Annotated in this window: 19 protein-coding genes; 7 read left to right on the top strand and 12 right to left on the bottom strand. The window is 63.9% G+C overall.

Annotation, left to right across the window (positions count from 1 at the left end):
• Positions 1–55: 55 nt before the first annotated feature.
• On the bottom strand, positions 56–982 hold the full coding sequence (locus tag EN738_RS02185; protein WP_127282274.1) for an NADP-dependent oxidoreductase: 927 nt from the start codon (positions 980–982) through the stop codon (positions 56–58).
• Positions 983–1,147: 165 nt separating this feature from the next.
• On the opposite strand from EN738_RS02185, the gene EN738_RS02180 reads away from it, so the two are divergent.
• A complete protein-coding gene (locus EN738_RS02180; protein ID WP_245494308.1) occupies positions 1,148–1,477 on the top strand; it encodes a helix-turn-helix domain-containing protein in 330 nt (109 codons plus the stop codon).
• Positions 1,478–1,544: 67 nt separating this feature from the next.
• On the opposite strand, the gene EN738_RS02175 is transcribed toward EN738_RS02180, so the two are convergent.
• The gene (locus EN738_RS02175; protein ID WP_127282272.1) at positions 1,545–1,922 is read right to left on the bottom strand and encodes a flagellar export protein FliJ; all 378 of its coding nucleotides are present in this window, start codon (positions 1,920–1,922) and stop codon (positions 1,545–1,547) included.
• A gap of 450 nt (positions 1,923–2,372) precedes the next feature.
• Between EN738_RS02175 and ctrA the strand changes: the two genes are divergently transcribed.
• Positions 2,373–3,068 (top strand): cell cycle two-component system response regulator CtrA, encoded by a 696-nt coding sequence (ctrA, locus tag EN738_RS02170; protein ID WP_006203583.1) that lies wholly within the window; start codon positions 2,373–2,375, stop codon positions 3,066–3,068.
• A gap of 76 nt (positions 3,069–3,144) precedes the next feature.
• On the opposite strand, the gene EN738_RS02165 is transcribed toward ctrA, so the two are convergent.
• Positions 3,145–3,513 carry a response regulator gene (locus EN738_RS02165; RefSeq protein WP_127282271.1) on the bottom strand — a complete coding sequence of 123 codons (369 nt, stop codon included), beginning with the start codon at positions 3,511–3,513 and terminating at the stop codon, positions 3,145–3,147.
• 250 nt (positions 3,514–3,763) lie between these two features.
• A complete protein-coding gene (locus tag EN738_RS02160) occupies positions 3,764–4,393 on the bottom strand; it encodes a histidine phosphotransferase family protein (protein WP_127282270.1) in 630 nt (209 codons plus the stop codon).
• A gap of 402 nt (positions 4,394–4,795) precedes the next feature.
• Here EN738_RS02160 and EN738_RS02155 point away from each other — a divergent pair, with 402 nt between their 5' ends.
• The 3 genes from EN738_RS02155 (at position 4,796) to EN738_RS02145 (ending at position 6,988) form a co-directional block, all read left to right on the top strand.
• Positions 4,796–5,332, top strand: coding sequence for an EipA family protein (locus EN738_RS02155; RefSeq protein WP_245478323.1), 537 nt, complete (start codon positions 4,796–4,798; stop codon positions 5,330–5,332).
• 148 nt (positions 5,333–5,480) lie between these two features.
• Positions 5,481–6,641 (top strand): hypothetical protein, encoded by a 1,161-nt coding sequence (locus EN738_RS02150; protein ID WP_127282268.1) that lies wholly within the window; start codon positions 5,481–5,483, stop codon positions 6,639–6,641.
• 41 nt (positions 6,642–6,682) lie between these two features.
• The gene (locus EN738_RS02145) at positions 6,683–6,988 is read left to right on the top strand and encodes a hypothetical protein (protein WP_127282267.1); all 306 of its coding nucleotides are present in this window, start codon (positions 6,683–6,685) and stop codon (positions 6,986–6,988) included.
• Here the strand turns inward: EN738_RS02145 and EN738_RS02140 are convergent.
• The 6 genes from EN738_RS02140 to EN738_RS02115 all read right to left on the bottom strand — a co-directional run bounded on the left by EN738_RS02140 (position 6,967) and on the right by EN738_RS02115 (position 11,836).
• Positions 6,967–7,767, bottom strand: a complete 801-nt coding sequence (locus tag EN738_RS02140) for an RNA methyltransferase (protein WP_127282266.1) — start codon at positions 7,765–7,767, stop codon at positions 6,967–6,969. The genes EN738_RS02145 and EN738_RS02140 overlap by 22 nt on opposite strands.
• Positions 7,768–7,824: 57 nt before the next feature.
• Positions 7,825–8,163: a metalloregulator ArsR/SmtB family transcription factor gene (locus EN738_RS02135; protein WP_127282265.1), complete on the bottom strand. Its 339-nt coding sequence runs from the start codon at positions 8,161–8,163 to the stop codon at positions 7,825–7,827.
• 160 nt (positions 8,164–8,323) lie between these two features.
• On the bottom strand, positions 8,324–9,100 hold the full coding sequence (locus EN738_RS02130; RefSeq protein ID WP_127282264.1) for a HugZ family protein: 777 nt from the start codon (positions 9,098–9,100) through the stop codon (positions 8,324–8,326).
• Between the two features lie 39 nt (positions 9,101–9,139).
• Positions 9,140–10,312 carry a CaiB/BaiF CoA-transferase family protein gene (locus EN738_RS02125; protein WP_127282263.1) on the bottom strand — a complete coding sequence of 391 codons (1,173 nt, stop codon included), beginning with the start codon at positions 10,310–10,312 and terminating at the stop codon, positions 9,140–9,142.
• 5 nt (positions 10,313–10,317) lie between these two features.
• Positions 10,318–11,079, bottom strand: a complete 762-nt coding sequence (locus EN738_RS02120) for a 3-hydroxyacyl-CoA dehydrogenase (RefSeq protein WP_127282262.1) — start codon at positions 11,077–11,079, stop codon at positions 10,318–10,320.
• 220 nt (positions 11,080–11,299) lie between these two features.
• Complete coding sequence (locus EN738_RS02115) at positions 11,300–11,836, bottom strand: N-acetyltransferase (RefSeq protein ID WP_127282261.1); 537 nt, start codon at positions 11,834–11,836, stop codon at positions 11,300–11,302.
• Positions 11,837–12,110: 274 nt separating this feature from the next.
• Here EN738_RS02115 and EN738_RS02110 point away from each other — a divergent pair, with 274 nt between their 5' ends.
• The gene (locus EN738_RS02110) at positions 12,111–13,100 is read left to right on the top strand and encodes a glutathione S-transferase family protein (RefSeq protein WP_127282260.1); all 990 of its coding nucleotides are present in this window, start codon (positions 12,111–12,113) and stop codon (positions 13,098–13,100) included.
• A 2-nt stretch (positions 13,101–13,102) separates the two neighbouring features.
• On the opposite strand, the gene EN738_RS02105 is transcribed toward EN738_RS02110, so the two are convergent.
• The gene (locus tag EN738_RS02105; RefSeq protein ID WP_189340357.1) at positions 13,103–13,576 is read right to left on the bottom strand and encodes an NUDIX domain-containing protein; all 474 of its coding nucleotides are present in this window, start codon (positions 13,574–13,576) and stop codon (positions 13,103–13,105) included.
• Between the two features lie 98 nt (positions 13,577–13,674).
• Here EN738_RS02105 and EN738_RS02100 point away from each other — a divergent pair, with 98 nt between their 5' ends.
• Positions 13,675–14,610, top strand: coding sequence for a metallophosphoesterase (locus EN738_RS02100; protein WP_127282258.1), 936 nt, complete (start codon positions 13,675–13,677; stop codon positions 14,608–14,610).
• Here EN738_RS02100 and EN738_RS02095 read toward each other — a convergent pair.
• Entirely contained in the window at positions 14,600–15,217 is a 618-nt protein-coding gene (locus tag EN738_RS02095) for a hypothetical protein (protein ID WP_127282257.1), read from the bottom strand. The two genes, EN738_RS02100 and EN738_RS02095, sit on opposite strands and share 11 nt — an antisense overlap.
• Positions 15,218–15,297: the final 80 nt, after the last annotated feature.

Raw genomic sequence — 15,297 nt, 5'->3', positions numbered from 1 at the left:
AACGAAGGGCGCGGTAAACCGCGCCCTTCGCGTTTTCTGTCGGATCGTCCCGCGCTCAGACCGCCAGCACCACCTTGCCGATCGGCCTGGCGGCGAGGAAGGCATGGGCGTCGCCGGCTTGCGCCAGCGGAAAGCTCTCCGCCACATGCACGGCAAGCTTCTTCGCGTCGATCAGTTTGCCGAGTTCAATGAGACCGTCGCGATCCGGCACCACCGACATGCGCTCGACGCGGATGCCACGGGCGCCGGCCGTTGCCCTGGTGGCGTCGTGAACGTTGAGCAGCGAAACCAGCACGCCGCCGTCTCGCACGACTTTCAGCGACTGATCGGCATGATCGCCACCGATTGCGTCCAGCACCAGATCGACATCGCCGACCTTTTCGGTGAAATCGCCTGCGGTGTAGTCGACGACCTCGTCGGCGCCGATCGATCGCACGAAGTCGAGCTTGTCGGGACTGGCGGTGGCGATGACATGGGCGCCGAGCGCCTTGGCGATCTGCACCGCCAGATGGCCGACGCCGCCGGCCGCCGCGTGCACCAGCACGCGCTGACCCTTTCTCAGGCCGCCATGGCGGACGAGGCCTTGCCAGGCTGTCAGGCCGGCCAGGGGCAGCGCCGCGGCGTGGATATGATCGATGCTGTCGGGCTTTGGCGCAATCTCGTCGGCGGGAGCCACGGCTAGTTCGGCGTAGGCCGCCGCCTGCTTCGGAAAGTGCGGCATGCCGAACACCTGATCGCCAACCTTGAGGCCGCTCACATCGGGGCCAAGCGCCTCGATGGTTCCGGAAATGTCCCAGCCGAGGATGAAGGGCGGCTCGCCGAGCAGCGGATAGTGACCGCCGCGCACCGCGCCGTCGACAGGGTTGATGCCGGCCGCGCTAACGCGGACCAGCACTTCGCCGGCTTTCGGCGCCGGGTCCGGCCGGTCGGCGATGACAAGGACGTCGGGACCGCCGACGGTATTCTGGGTAACGGCACGCATGAGAGGCTCCTCGTAAGTTGGTGTGCCGCTATCATTTGGATAGTAATATTCCCTTGTCCAGTATGTACCTTTTCTATATATAGGCACCTCATGGATAGCGATAACGACTCCCCCTTCGGCTATGACGCGTACCGGCGGACGTGCCCTTCGCACACCGTGCTCGAAATGCTGGCCAGCAAATGGGTCTACCTGACCGTCTGCGCGCTGCGCCGCGGGCGGATGCGCAATGGCGAGCTGGCCCGCAAGCTCGAAGGCATCACGCCCAAAATGCTGACGCAGACGCTGCGTGTGCTCGAGCGCGACGGGCTGGTGCGGCGGGAGATCTTTCCGGTGATCCCGCCAAGGGTCGAATATGAGCTGACCGATCTCGGCCGGAACCTGGCGGGACTGCTCAATCAGATACGGTCCTGGTCGGAAGAGCACGCGCCCGACATCAAGGCGGCCCGCATCCGGGCATCGATGGATCCTCAAGCGGATCTTGCGACGCTGGGCTGAGCGGCCGCCAGGCTCCTGGCCGGCGGTTCGCCGGCTTGCGTCGCGGAGGTAGCGCTGGGCGGCGGCTTTACCCGATCATTGCGCTGCGGCCGCCGAGTTCGGCGTCGCGAATCTTGGTGTCACGCGATTCCAGCATCTCTGCCTTGGAAAGCTCCGCTTCAGCTTCGCCGAGTAATGATTCGGCAGCGCTTCGCTGTTGGGCGAGGTCGCTTTGCGAATTTCTAAGGTTGTCGCGGCGCAGGCGCGCCGCCTTGGCGAAGGTCGGATAGGCAAAATGGTTGATGTCGGTGATGCCGGCCTTCTTCTCCTCGGCGGCGATCTGCACCTCCAGTTCGACGGCCATGCGTTCGAACTCGGCGATCATCATGTCGAGCTGCAGCAGCTGCCGCCGCTTCTCATTCACCTGAAACTGTTTCAGCCGAACGAGGTTTTCACGTGACTTCATGATTCGGTACTCCCGGAAACGCACACCCGCACATATCGTCCAATCCGCCCGGAAAGGCCCAAGCGCTGCCCGTATCCCCTGGCTTTCCCCCCACTATGGGAAACAAACTCCTAAAGTTTTTTGCCGTTGGTAACCATTCGTTTACGGGCATTGTTAATCATACGGCCGAGGACTTAAGGCCGGGTAAAAATTCCGGCTTTCGACGGGAAGCCGACCAGCGAGTCCCTGGAGTCACTTAGGCTGACTTATTAATGTGGTGCATTAGCGGTTTTGGTCTGTGATTCATTATTAGATTCAAGAGGGTGTAGAAAGGGGTTAAAAAATCTGGTATCGTCCTCGGCACGAAATTAGGTTTTGTTAACCATTCAATGGCACCTTCTGTTCAGGCAATCACTGCTCCGGGTCCCGGACGGGTCGTGACATGGTCCGGCAGCAGAAAAGGGGAATGAAATGCGTGTTCTGCTGATAGAAGATGACAGTGCAACCGCACAAAGCATCGAATTGATGCTGAAATCGGAAAGCTTCAACGTCTATACGACCGATCTCGGCGAAGAAGGTGTCGACCTCGGCAAGCTCTACGACTACGATATCATCCTTCTCGATCTCAATCTCCCCGACATGTCGGGCTATGAAGTCTTGAGAACGCTTCGCCTGTCCAAGGTGAAGACGCCCATCCTGATCCTGTCCGGCATGGCCGGCATCGAGGACAAGGTGCGCGGCCTCGGCTTCGGCGCCGACGACTACATGACCAAGCCATTCCACAAGGACGAGCTGGTGGCGCGCATCCACGCCATCGTGCGGCGCTCCAAGGGCCATGCCCAGTCGGTCATCACCACCGGCGACCTGGTGGTCAACCTCGACGCCAAGACCGTCGAAGTCGGCGGCCAGCGCGTGCACCTGACCGGCAAGGAATACCAGATGCTGGAGCTGCTCTCGCTGCGCAAGGGCACCACGCTGACCAAGGAAATGTTCCTCAACCACCTCTATGGTGGCATGGACGAGCCGGAACTGAAGATCATCGACGTCTTCATCTGCAAGCTGCGCAAGAAGCTGGATGCGGCGTCGGGTGGTCAGAACTACATCGAGACGGTCTGGGGCCGCGGTTACGTGCTGCGCGAGCCGGAAGACATTCGCGTCAGCGCCTGACACGCCCTGTCGATTGTTTTTGAACACAAAAAACCCGGCTTCAGCCGGGTTTTTTGTTGCCGATCCGGGCCGGCCGTCAGGCGGCGATTTTCAGGACGCGAAAGCGTTCCAGCAATTGCGGCCGATTGAACGGCTTCAAGAGATAGCCCTGGGCGCCGGCCCGCTTTGCCCGCATGATCGAGGCGACATCGACTTCGACCAGCGAGATCAGGATCTGCGGCTTGACCGCGCTCTCCATGGCGCGAACCCGGCGAATGAAGTCGACCGCCTGCATGTCCGGCAGGCCGCCATCGACCACGATGACGTCAGGCATCTCGGCGGCGCACACCTCGACGGCATCAAGGCCGCTGGCGGCTTCGATCACGGTGAAGTCGGAGCCACCGAGGATGCGTTTTGCGACCTTCCTGATGACGCTCGAATCGTCGACGAACAGGCAGCGTTTCATTTCCGGGTCCTCTTTGCCATCTGGCGAACCGGCAACCTCTGGGCAACCGCAGCCACCATAGTTCAATCTGGTAAAGAAGCGGAAAAGCCGTTAGGTAAAGTTTTTGCAAAGATGCGGCGAGTTCGCCCCTTTCGTCGCGAACTCGGTTTTGGTCAGGCCAACAAAACTTTCTACGCCTGAAATGCAGGCCCAGCCGCAAATATTATTTGAAATAAATACTTGATCTGTTCTTGCCGACAGAACAGGCCGCTCAAGCGGCCGACAGCACGATTTCCTCGGCCGTCGCGTGGATCGAAATCGTCATGTTGGCCTCGCGCGCCAAGAGCAGCGTGTAATAGGGCTGGACCGAATGGGCGTCGATCGGTTCCTCGGGCTTGTGGCCGGAATGCAGTTCGAGGAATTTCGGCGGCACGCGCAGCATCGGACCGGCGGCCGACAGCGCAAAACGCGGCTCGGTGTCGAGATTCTCCAGCGTGACGACAAGCTTGCCGCCGCGTGGAATGGCGGCGTTGGCGACGAGAATGAGGTTGAGCAGCAGCTTGACCTTGTTCTTGGGCAGCAGCGCGCGGGCCCCGTTCCACACCAGTTCCGGCTTCTCGTTCTTGAGGAAGGCGATGGCGACCGCCTCGGCGTCGCCGGTGTCGATCATCATGCCGGCCGAGCCGGCGGCGCCGAAGGCGATGCGGGCGAATTGCAGCCGGGCCGAGGCATTCCTGGCGCTCTGGCGGATCAGCTTCATGGCGTCTTCGTCGGCGCCGCCCTCGTCGAGCAATTCAAGGCCGTTGTTGATGGCGCCGACCGGCGAGATGATGTCGTGGCAGACCCGGCTGCAGAGCAGCGCGGCAAGGTCGGGTGCGGAAAGGGTGAAAAGCTCGGCCATAGGCGAAGTCCCTGCTAAAGTTATTCACGGCCGAGCGATCAGTCGTCGCGCCCCGCCCGCACGAATCACGCGCTCTCCCTGGGCACCCTGAATACACAGCGCCCGAGCGTGCAGCAACAAATCCAAAATTGTCGTCGGCGAAAATGGTGGATTCGCGCGGAAATGCCGGGCCCCGCGCAGCGTTTCGGGGCCAGAGCTGGGTTCCCCGGCCTTCGAACCGCCATCTTCATGTGAGAGCTTAATGGTTGAAAAAGGATTACGGCATAGTTTGCCAGTGATAGTCACCTCGAGCGGCCGCCAAGAGCCGTGGGGGGTGCGAGGCGTCGGCGAAAGTGCTCCCTGACGGAGATTGGAAGCATGTTTTCCCGATTCTACGACCGGAATCTTTTCCGTGTCATTTCCATGGCGATTGCCCTCATGGGCGCTCTCGTCTTCTCAACCTCCGCGCTGCGGGCACAGGAATATACCGCCCAGGAGATCATCGATTCCGGCCACAAGTTCTTCGGCGCGACCTCCGGCGGCCTGGCCACGGTCGTCGAGAAGATCTTCGCCTCCTACGGCCTGCCCAACGGCTACCTGCTCGGCGAGGAAGGGTCCGGCGCGCTGATCGGCGGCCTGACCTATGGCGAGGGCACCCTCTACACCAAGAATGCCGGCGACCATAAGGTGTTCTGGCAGGGCCCTTCGCTCGGCTGGGACTTCGGCGGCGAGGGATCGCGCGTCATGATGCTCGTCTATAACCTCGACGACATAGGCAATCTCTATAACCGGTTCGGCGGTGTCGCCGGCTCCGCCTATGTCGTTGCGGGCGTCGGCTTCAACGTGCTGCAGAACAACAGGGTCCTGCTCGTCCCGATCCGGACCGGCGTCGGCGCCAGGCTGGGCGTCAATCTCGGCTATCTGAAACTCACGCAGCGGCCGACCTGGAATCCGTTCTGACAAGGTCATGACGGTGCCAATCCAACGTCAGAACTGCTTGTTGCAGGTCTTGCCGCGGCATGCTCTTGCCGCGGCACTGGATTTCCGTCATGCCAAGATGGCAAAGTCGAGCTTTGGCGGTAGCCGCCATCCATAGCGGATAGTCACCTTGGTCCAGTCGATCCTGTTCTTCGCCCTCGGCTTTCTTTGCGCAGGCTTTTTGGCATTGCTGATCGCTCCGGCCATCTGGCGCCGGGCCGTCGCGCTGACGCGCAGGCGGGTCGAGGCTTCGATGCCGCTGACGCTGGCCGAAATCCAGGCGAACAAGGATCAGGTCAGAGCCGAGTTCGCAATGTCGACGCGACGCCTGGAGATGAGCGTCAAGACCCTGCAGGAGAAAGCAGCCGAGCAGCTGGTCGAGATCGGGCGCGGCCACGAGGCGCTCAAGGGGTTGGCGGTCGAGCGGAAGGACAAGAACCAGGCGCTTTCCGACCTCGAGGCGAGGACCGGGGAACTGCACCAGCGCGAGGAGCAGTTGCACCAGCTGTCCGAGAAACTGGCGCATATGGAACGCATGCTGGAGAAGCGCGCGCTCGAGCTGGAAAAGCTGGAGCATATGTATGACGATGCAAGCTTCGCCTCGAGCAACCGCCAGATCGAGCTGGTGGCGCGCGAGTCCGAGCTGGACAAGCTCGCCAACGACATTGCCGTGCTGCGCGCCCAGCGCAAGGAAGCGGACAGGCGCAACCAGGAGATGACGGCCGAAAGCAAGGCCGCTCGCGAGGCGCTGAAGTCGGAGAAGAAGAGAACCGGCGAACTGGACAAGAAGGTCGAGCGCCTACTCGCCACGCTTGCCGATCGCGAGGAGAAGCTCGACCGCCGTGAGAAGGAACTGGCGCGGCTTCGCGAGCGGGCGAAGGGCGAGACCACGGCGCCCGCTCCCGTGGCCCTGACGGCCGGCGTGAGCGGCAACGACATCGACAAGGCGATCGCCAGACTGGACGGCGAGCGCGAGCGACTGGAGGCGCGGCTGACGGCGCTGGCGCGCGAGAACAAGCGCCTCAAGACCGACCTTGCCGCCCACGAGACATCAAGGTCCGGGGCTCGCAGCGATGCGCATGGCGCAAGCGCTGCGCTGCGCGACCAGATGAACGAACTGGCGGCGGAAGTCGTCAGCCTGACGATGAAGCTCGACGGACCGGATTCGCCCATCGCCAAGGCGTTGGCCTCTCCGCCCCGCGAAGGGCGGCCGGCCAATGGAGAAGGCGTCACCAGCCTTGCCGATCGCGTGCGGGCGCTGCAAAAGGCGCATTCGCCGAACGGAAAGTAGCGCACGCCGCAACCTGCTTGCACTCAGGGCTGGGCATCACCATGTCCGATGCCATGATCTCCCGTGCGGTCGCCGCGATTTTCCTGCTCGCTCTCTGGCTCTTTTGTCCGCTGCTTTCCGCGCTGTTGGATGTCGCGACGTCGCTGTGGGATATCACCGAAACAGCCCGCGATGCGCGATCGAGGGCAACCGGCGCTCCAGTACCGCTGGCAGATGACATGGAAGTCTTCAGGATTGAGGCCGCGCCGAGTGAGATCGACACGACACGCATCGTTCCGAAACCAGGTCAGCCTTCGACCAGACTGTCCCTCATGGGCGATATGCGTCAGCCGCCGCGCGAAAAATGATGCAGCGCGATGGCCGAGGCGGCTGCGACGTTGAGGCTGTCGAAGCCTTGCGCCATGGCAATCCGCACCGTGCGCAAGCGGGAGAGCAGAGCCTCGGGCAGGCCTTCGCCTTCGGTGCCGAGATAGAGCGCCAGCCGGTCCGTCCTCTGCGCATCGCGAATGTCGGTCTCGCCGCGCGGCGACAGGGCGAACTGGCCAAAGCCCAGCCGGTCGAGCAGGGCGGTGATGTGGCCGGCGTCGCCGAAGGATGCGAAGGGGACCTTCAGCGCGGCGCCGACCGAGACGCGGATCGCCTTGCGGTACAGAGGATCGCAACAGGTCGCGTCCATCAAGACCGCATCGGCGCCGAAGGCGGCGGCGTTGCGGAAGATCGAGCCCATATTGTCGTGATTGGCGATGCCGACGAGGACGACGACCAGCGCGCCGGCGGGCAGGGTAGCCAGCAAACTCTCGGCGGGTTGTCCGGCGCCCCTGTTGCCGATCGCCAGAATGCCGCGATGCATGTGGAATCCGGCGATCCTGTCAATGATCTCGCCGCTGGCGACATAGACGGGGAGAGCAGGAGCAGCCTTGCGCAAGGTGCTCTCGAGACCAGCCAGCCGGTTTTCCAGGACCAGCACCGATTCGACGGCGAAGCGGCCCGCCGAGAAGAGCACGTCGAGCACCACCTTGCCTTCGGCGACGAAACGGCCGTGACGGCCAACGAGATCGCGCTCGCGGATATCGAGATAGGCAGCGACACGCGGGTCCCGCGGATCGTCGATGCGGATAATGTCCATGCGTGCCTCGGCCGGCGAAAATTCGTCAGCGAGGTAAGGGGTGATCGGACGCGCCGGTCAAGCCCCGGCGCGACGCAGGCGATGGGCCATCCGCGATAGATCGCCGTCGCCGAAAATGCCGTCCAGCATGCGGAGCAACTCGCGGGCGGCTTCCGACTTGCAGGAATAGTAGATCATCTGCCGGTCGCGACGGGTCTCGACGAGGTCGAGTCCGCGCAGCTTCGCCAGATGCTGAGACAGGGCGGACTGGCTCAGCTGGACCTTTTCGGCGATGGCCCCGACCGACATTTCGCCGTCGACCAGATAGCTCATGATCAACAGCCGTTTCTCGTTGCCCATGAGCGTCAGAAACGTGGCTGCCGATTCGGCGTTTGCGATTAGCTTGCTCGAGATCATCGATGCCCCATGCTTTTCAGCTCATCCAGACGCTATGGGGGCAATAGCGTCTGATTCCATAAACTCACGTGTGGGTGCGCGCTCGTGAATCAGCGTCACACCAAAAGGGTAGAACATTTCTTCCAAATCTCAAGACTTGCTTTTGATTCTAGGCGATTAACTATCGCCCTTGTGAATAGCCGGCGGCGCGACCGGTCTTTGCCATGTCGACCAGGACCGTTCGCAGATCGCGCGCGGCCTTCAGCGGTTCAGGAAAGAACACCCGGCATACGCTATCGCCAGCCGCAAGGTCCATGCCTTCGGCGTCGAAGCCGGTGGCGACCCAGCCGTCACCCTCGGCCCTGGCGAAATGAAGCGCATAGACGGCGATCGCGTCGAGATGGTCGGCATTCATGTGGTCGAGTGCCGATTGCTCGCCTGCGGCCAGGTCCTCGACAATCGGTCCGGCGATGATGAGGTCGGCGCGATCGAGCAGATAGGCCTTGCCGAAGCCGCCATTGAGGCTGGCACGCTCGGGCTCGAGCCGGAAAATGGAGAAGTCGCCAAGCCCGGCGTAGAGCCTTGCCTTGGGATTGCGGTTGAGATAGCGCCGCTCGGCGCGCTGGTGCTCTTCCGCCCCATGCTCCAGCCGCCTCGCCCGGCAGACCAGCGTTATGCGCGGATGCGCCAACGGATCGCCCTTGCCGGGTTCGCCGACCAGCAGCGAACAGCGCGGGTCGGCAAGCAGCGCGCCGGTATGCGCCGACAGCATCGAGACCAGGATCAGCGGCGCGCCGTCACTGTCGGTGGCAACGCCGACCCGGCTCGCCAGCGGCGCCCTGGTGCCGGGCTCGATCACCGCCAGCGCGCCGAAGCGAGCGCTACGGATCAGCGTCTTCGCCAGCCTCACCGCTTCGGCATCGGTCTCGCGGATGACGTCCTTTTTACGATCTACCAAGAGCGCTCACCGTTTAAGCTGATTTTTCTGCTGCGCTTATCATCCGATCACGCCGGATTTGACAAGGGCCGCAATCTCGCTTCCGGCGACGCCGAAACGCGCAAGAACCGTCTCCGGCTTGAGATCACGATCGGTCGGCGCGGCGCCGATCGTCGACGGCGTTTGCGAGAAGCGTGGCGCCGGAGCGGGGCGATCGAGGTCGCCCGATCTGACAAAGGCGCCACGGGCGCGATTGTGCGGATGGTCTCTGGCTTCCCGCAAGGACAGCACCGGCGCGACGCAGGCATCGGTCGCGGCGAAGACCGTCTCCCAGTCGTCGCGCGTCTTCTGCCTCATGCGCGCGGCGATTTCGGCGCGCATCGCCGGCCATATGCTCCTGTCGTACTGGCCATGCGCGAAACGCTGGTCGAGCGGCAACAGCCTGGCGAATTCGGCGAAGAAGCGGGGCTCGAGGCAGCCGACCGCGACATGGCGCGCGTCCGCCGTCTCGTAGGTGTCGTAGAAGGGCGCGCCGGAATCGAGCAGGTTGACGCCGCGTTCGTCCCTCCACAGGCCGGCGGCCATGAAGGCGTGCACCGGCGTTGCCAGCATGGAAGCGCCTTCGACCATGGCGGCGTCGATCACCTGGCCCTTGCCGGAACGCGAGCGCTGGAACAAGGCGGCGAGCAGGCCGGCGATCAGCATCATGGCGCCGCCGCCATAATCGGCGACGAGGTTGAGCGGCGGGACCGGCGGGCTTGCCTGCCTGCCGATGGCGTGCAGCAGGCCGGAATAGGCCAGATAGGTGATGTCGTGGCCGGCGCGGCCCGACAGCGGCCCGTCCTGGCCAAAACCAGTCATGCGGCCGTAGATCAGCGCGGGATTGCGCGCCAGCGCCGCATCCGGTCCAAGGCCAAGCCGCTCCATGACGCCGGGCCGATAGCCCTCGATCAGCATGTCGGTCTTTGCGACCAGACCGAGCAGCAGTTCTCTGCCTTCGCCGCGCTTGAGATCGATGCGCAGGACGGAGCGGCCGTGGCGGTCGAGATCGTATTCGGCCGGCAGATCCAGCAAAGGCGGACTTGCGCCGATGCGCTCGATGCGCAGCACCTCGGCGCCCATTTCCGACAGTATCAGCCCCGCCAGCGGCACCGGGCCGAGACCGGCCATTTCGATCACCGTCAGACCGGCCAGCGGACCGGTCTTTCCGGCAGCGGAAATGCCGGTGTCCATCGCGGCTATTTGGGGGCCATGCGGATGGCGCCGTCGAGGCGGATGGTTTCGCCGTTCAGCATCTGGTTCTCGACGATGTGCAGCGCAAGTGCTGCATATTCGGAAGGCTCGCCGAGGCGGGACGGGAACGGCACCGCCGCACCCAGCGAATCCTGCACTTCCTGCGGCATGCCGGCCATCATCGGCGTCCGGAAGATGCCGGGCGCGATGGTGCAGACGCGGATGCCGGAACGGGCGAGGTCGCGGGCGACCGGCAGCGTCATGCCGACCACGCCGCCCTTGGAGGCCGAATAGGCGGCCTGGCCGATCTGGCCGTCATAGGCGGCGACCGATGCCGTGTTGACGATGACGCCGCGCTCGCCGCCATCCAGCGCATCAAGCTTGGCGGCGCGGTCGGCAACGAGGCGGATCATGTTGAAGGTGCCGATCAGGTTGATCTCGATCACCTTGCGGTACTGGCCGAGCGGGTGCGGGCCGTCCTTGCCGATCGTCTTCACGCCGATGGCGATGCCGGCGCAATTGACGAGGATGCGCGGCTCGCCGAGTTTTTGCGACACGTCCGCGATCGCGGCGGCGGCGCTGTCGCCGCTGCTGACGTCGCACTGGACGGCGATGCCGCCAATATCGTCGGCGACCTTCCTGGCGCGGTCGATGCCGACATCGAGGATGGCGACGCTGGCGCCCTTGGCGGCGAGGGCACGCGCCGTCGCCTCGCCGAGGCCGGAGCCGCCGCCGGTGACGATCGCTATCTGGCCATTCGGGTTCATGCCGGCATCCTCCACGCTTTTCCGGTCATGCTACGAAGGACGCCGCGAAGGCGCAACGGCAGACGGGGTCAATCGAAGTTTCAATCGAGATCAATCGGCATGCGCCGTTTGACCCGGGATCGATTGGCATGCGCCAATCGACCCGTGGATCAATCGTGCCGATTGACCGGGATCAATCGTGCCGATTGACCGGGATCAATCGTGTCGATTGACCCGTGGATCAGGCTATTGCCGGAATTTGTTCGGGCAAACGCGCCTGATCCGCATGGCCGACCTCGCCCGTCAGTTTGGCCACGGCGCCCGGTTTGATTTCGTGGTGAAGCAGCCTGTCGAGATCGACGGGGCGCGGCATGGAAATCTGACCGCGCGGGAAGCGCTTGAAGCCGAGCGGGCCATAATAGGGCTCGTCGCCGACCAGGATCACGGCCGGTGCGCCGGCCTTGGCGGCGGCTTCCAGCGCGATCGCCACAAGCCGGCGGCCGATGCCGAGATTCTTGAAGGCGGGGCGCACCGCAAGCGGTCCGAGCATCAGCGCGCGCCCGGCGCCGGCGGCGATACGCGTCATCCGCACCGAGGCGACGACGGTGTCGCCATCGACGGCGACGAAGGACATCGCGCGATCATGCCCTCCGGCCTCGCGGATCTTGTAGGCGGCAAGCACGAAACGGCCCGGCCCGAAGGCCTCGTCGTTAATGGCTTCGATCTCGGGGTCATGCGCCGGGGTTTCCGGCAGGTATTCGACGTCGGCAAGGCTCATGGTCTTCGCGTTCCGGTATGCGAGGAAAGGTTTGCTGCAAGCGGCAGCGTTCGCCAGTCAGCGCTTCATCAAGCGCGGGCGCCCTTTCGTCGTCGGTCGAACCGGATTGTGGCAAAGTCCAACATGCGGATTTTCCGCTAGCATCAATTTCCGGCCGCTGCAATCCGCCGTTTTCGTTCTTCGATTCCGGCAAAGTGACGGTCTGTTCAGCAGATCGCGTCTTCGGGATCGCCGCCGCGCGCCTACATGCAGCTCAAGCGTCAAGGAGATTTGCATGGGATTGCTGGTCGAAGGCAGGTGGCAGGATCGCTGGTATGAGACGGCCGACAATGGCGGCAGGTTCGTGCGGGCGCAGTCGCAATGGCGCGACTGGGTCACGCCCGACGGCGCGCCGGCAGAAGGTCGTACGCGCGGCTTCAAGGCCGAGCCCGGCCGCTACCATCTCTATGTCTCGCTCGCCTGTCCGTGGGCGCACAGGACGCTGATCTTCCGCGCCCTGAAGGGCCTGGAAGACGCAATCTCGGTCTCCATCGTGCACCATTTCATGGGTGCGCACGGATGGACCTTCCTTGCCGAGGACGGCGCCACCGGCGACACGCTGCATGGTCTCGATTTCCTGCACCAGGTCTACAGCAAGGCCGATCCGGCCTATTCGGGCCGGGTGACGGTGCCGGTGCTGTGGGACAGGAAGGAGGAAACGATCGTCTCGAACGAGTCTTCCGAGATCATCCGCATGCTCAATTCGGCTTTCGACGAATGGGGCGACAAGAGCGTCGATTTCTATCCCGTGGCGTTGCGCGCGGAGATCGACCGCGTCAACGCGCTGGTCTACCCGGCCATCAACAACGGCGTCTATCGCGCCGGCTTCGCCACCACGCAGGCCGCGTATGAGGAGGCGTTCGAAGAGCTGTTTTCGGCCCTCGACAACCTGGAGGATCGGCTGTCAAAGCAGCGCTATCTCGTTGGCGGCCGCATCACCGAGGCGGATTGGCGGCTGTTCACCACGCTGGTGCGCTTCGATCCGGTCTATGTCGGGCACTTCAAGTGCAATCTGCGCCGTATCGCCGACTATCCGAACCTGTCGAACTATCTGCGCGACCTTTACCAGGTGCCCGGCGTCTCGAAGACGGTCAATCTGCATCACATCAAGGCGCACTATTACGGCAGCCACAAGACGATCAACCCGACGGGCATCGTACCGGTCGGGCCGGAGCTCGACTATGGCGCGCCGCACGATCGGGCGTGGTTCGGGAAGGCTGCCTAGAATTACCAATAAGGCGAGATCTCGGCCTTCGCGAAAATCTCGGCGATCCGCCGTAGCGTTGCAGGCGTCGTCGCTTCCGGCAAACGGTCGAGCGGGAAGAAACCCGCCTCGGCGATCTCGTGGTCGGGCGCTTTCGGCGCGGTCTGTTTGAAGCTCTCGATCAGATAGAAGCCGACATGGTCGCGCCTGCTGGAGCGACGGTTGAAATGCACCGACTTCAGCACAGGCGCGGCCGCAATCGTGATGTTGCCCTCCTCGGCCAGCTCGCGCGCCAGGGCCTCCAGAAGCGTTTCGCCGACCTCGACGCCGCCGCCCGGCAGCTGCCAGCCCGGCACATAGGTGTGGCGGATCAGGAAGACGCTGTTCGAGGCGCGATCGTGAACCAGGCCGCGCACACCGAGCGTCATCGGCCGCCTGAGCAGGAACAACAGATGGAACAGTCTTGCCCTGAGCCCCGGCCAGCCGGTCTGACGCATGGCCTGTTCCGGATCGAGGGGTTCCGTCACCGGGAGAACCGCGAGCCGGCGCAAAACCATGAGTGGAAAGCAGGCAGCGGCTCGCTTATGAAGAAGCTATGTTCAGGCTCGCGCATATTTCCGATGTCCATCTGGGGCCGCTTCCCGGTGTAACCTATCGCGAACTCGCCTCCAAGCGCGTGGTCGGCTACGTCAACTGGCAGCGCAACCGCCGCCGCCACATGCATGACGCGGTGATCGACACGATCGTCGCCGACCTCAAGGCCAGCCAGCCGGACCACCTCGCCGTCACCGGCGACCTGGTCAATCTGGCGCTCGACGGCGAGATCGAGATGGCCAGGCACTGGCTGGAGACGCTGGGCTCGCCCGACAACGTTTCGGTCGTGCCCGGAAATCACGATGCCTATGTGCCGGGCGCCTTCGACAAGGTCTGCCGGTCATGGGCGGCGTGGATGAGCGGCGACGGCACCGGCGGGCCGGTCGACCGCAATGCCTTTCCCTATCTGCGCGTGCGCGGCAATGTCGCGCTGATCGGCGTTTCGACGGCGCGCGCCACCGCGCCGTTCATGGCCAACGGCTTCTTCAGGGCAGGCCAGGCGCGAAGGCTCGGCAAGATACTGGACGCAACGGCCGGCAGCGGCCTTTTCCGGGTGGTCATGATCCACCATCCGCCGGTGCGCGGCGCCGTTTCCCAAAACAAGCGCCTGTTCGGCATCGAGCTCTTCCAGCGGACGGTAAATCGGCATGGCGCCGAGCTTGTCCTGCACGGCCATTCGCACGATCCGAGCCTGTTCTTCATCGGCACTCGCGGTGTCAGGATCCCGGTCGTCGGTGTCGCCGCGGCCGGGCAGGGGCTCGGCGGCAGGCACCCGGCGGCGCAGTACAATCTGGTCGACATCGAAGGCGAAAAGGGCGACTGGCAGGTCCGCCTGACCCGGCGCGGGCTGACTGGACCGGCAATGCCGCCGTCGGACCTGCAGGTGATCGAACTGGGAGCCGATGCCGAGGCATCGCGCCCATTGGTCAAAAGCTGATCTTCATCGCCGCGAGACGATCCCAGAACAGTACGAGCGATACGGCTAGCCCGACCAGTGCGCCGGCCGCAATCAGGCCGAGACCGGACAGGACAGCCGACCAGGCCCTGCCGCGCCGGGCCGCCCGCAAAGGCGGTTCGGCTTCCGTCACCAAGGCGCGCTGCAGCCTCGGAATGGCATGTTCGGCACCGCCTTCCATCATCCGCTGTCGCTCGACGACGCGCTCTGCCACATAGCGTGTCACCTGATCGGCGACGACCTTCATCTCGCTCGATTCAGCGAGGACCACGCGGCCGATGCGCGTGTCCCTGAGGAAGCGATAGGTGCGACGGTCGCGGCCCATGGCGACGTGGCTGACGGCATCGATCCACAGGCGCGGCTGCAGACCTGACGAGACCGCGAAGTCGAAATTGTCCATGTCGGTGGGCACCTCGGCAAAGACAGGGGCGAGCTCGGCGGCAAGCAGATCGAGCCGCATGCGGTGCGCATCGCGCATGTCGACGACGATATCGTCGCGATCGGCGAAAGCGTTCTTCACGTCGCGGATGGCGTCGGACAGCTTGTGCGACGCCTCGATCGGGGTGGTTTTCTCGCCTGCGTCCTTCATCGGCGGCTGCCTCGCGGTTGGTTAACAGCGGGTTAACACAGTCGCCGGCAAAATGCACTGCCGAGATGGCGGTTCAGCCT

This window comes from Mesorhizobium sp. M4B.F.Ca.ET.017.02.2.1 (assembly GCF_003998955.1).
GTDB lineage: Bacteria > Pseudomonadota > Alphaproteobacteria > Rhizobiales > Rhizobiaceae > Mesorhizobium > Mesorhizobium abyssinicae.
This window is presented reverse-complemented; position numbering and strand designations above follow the sequence as displayed.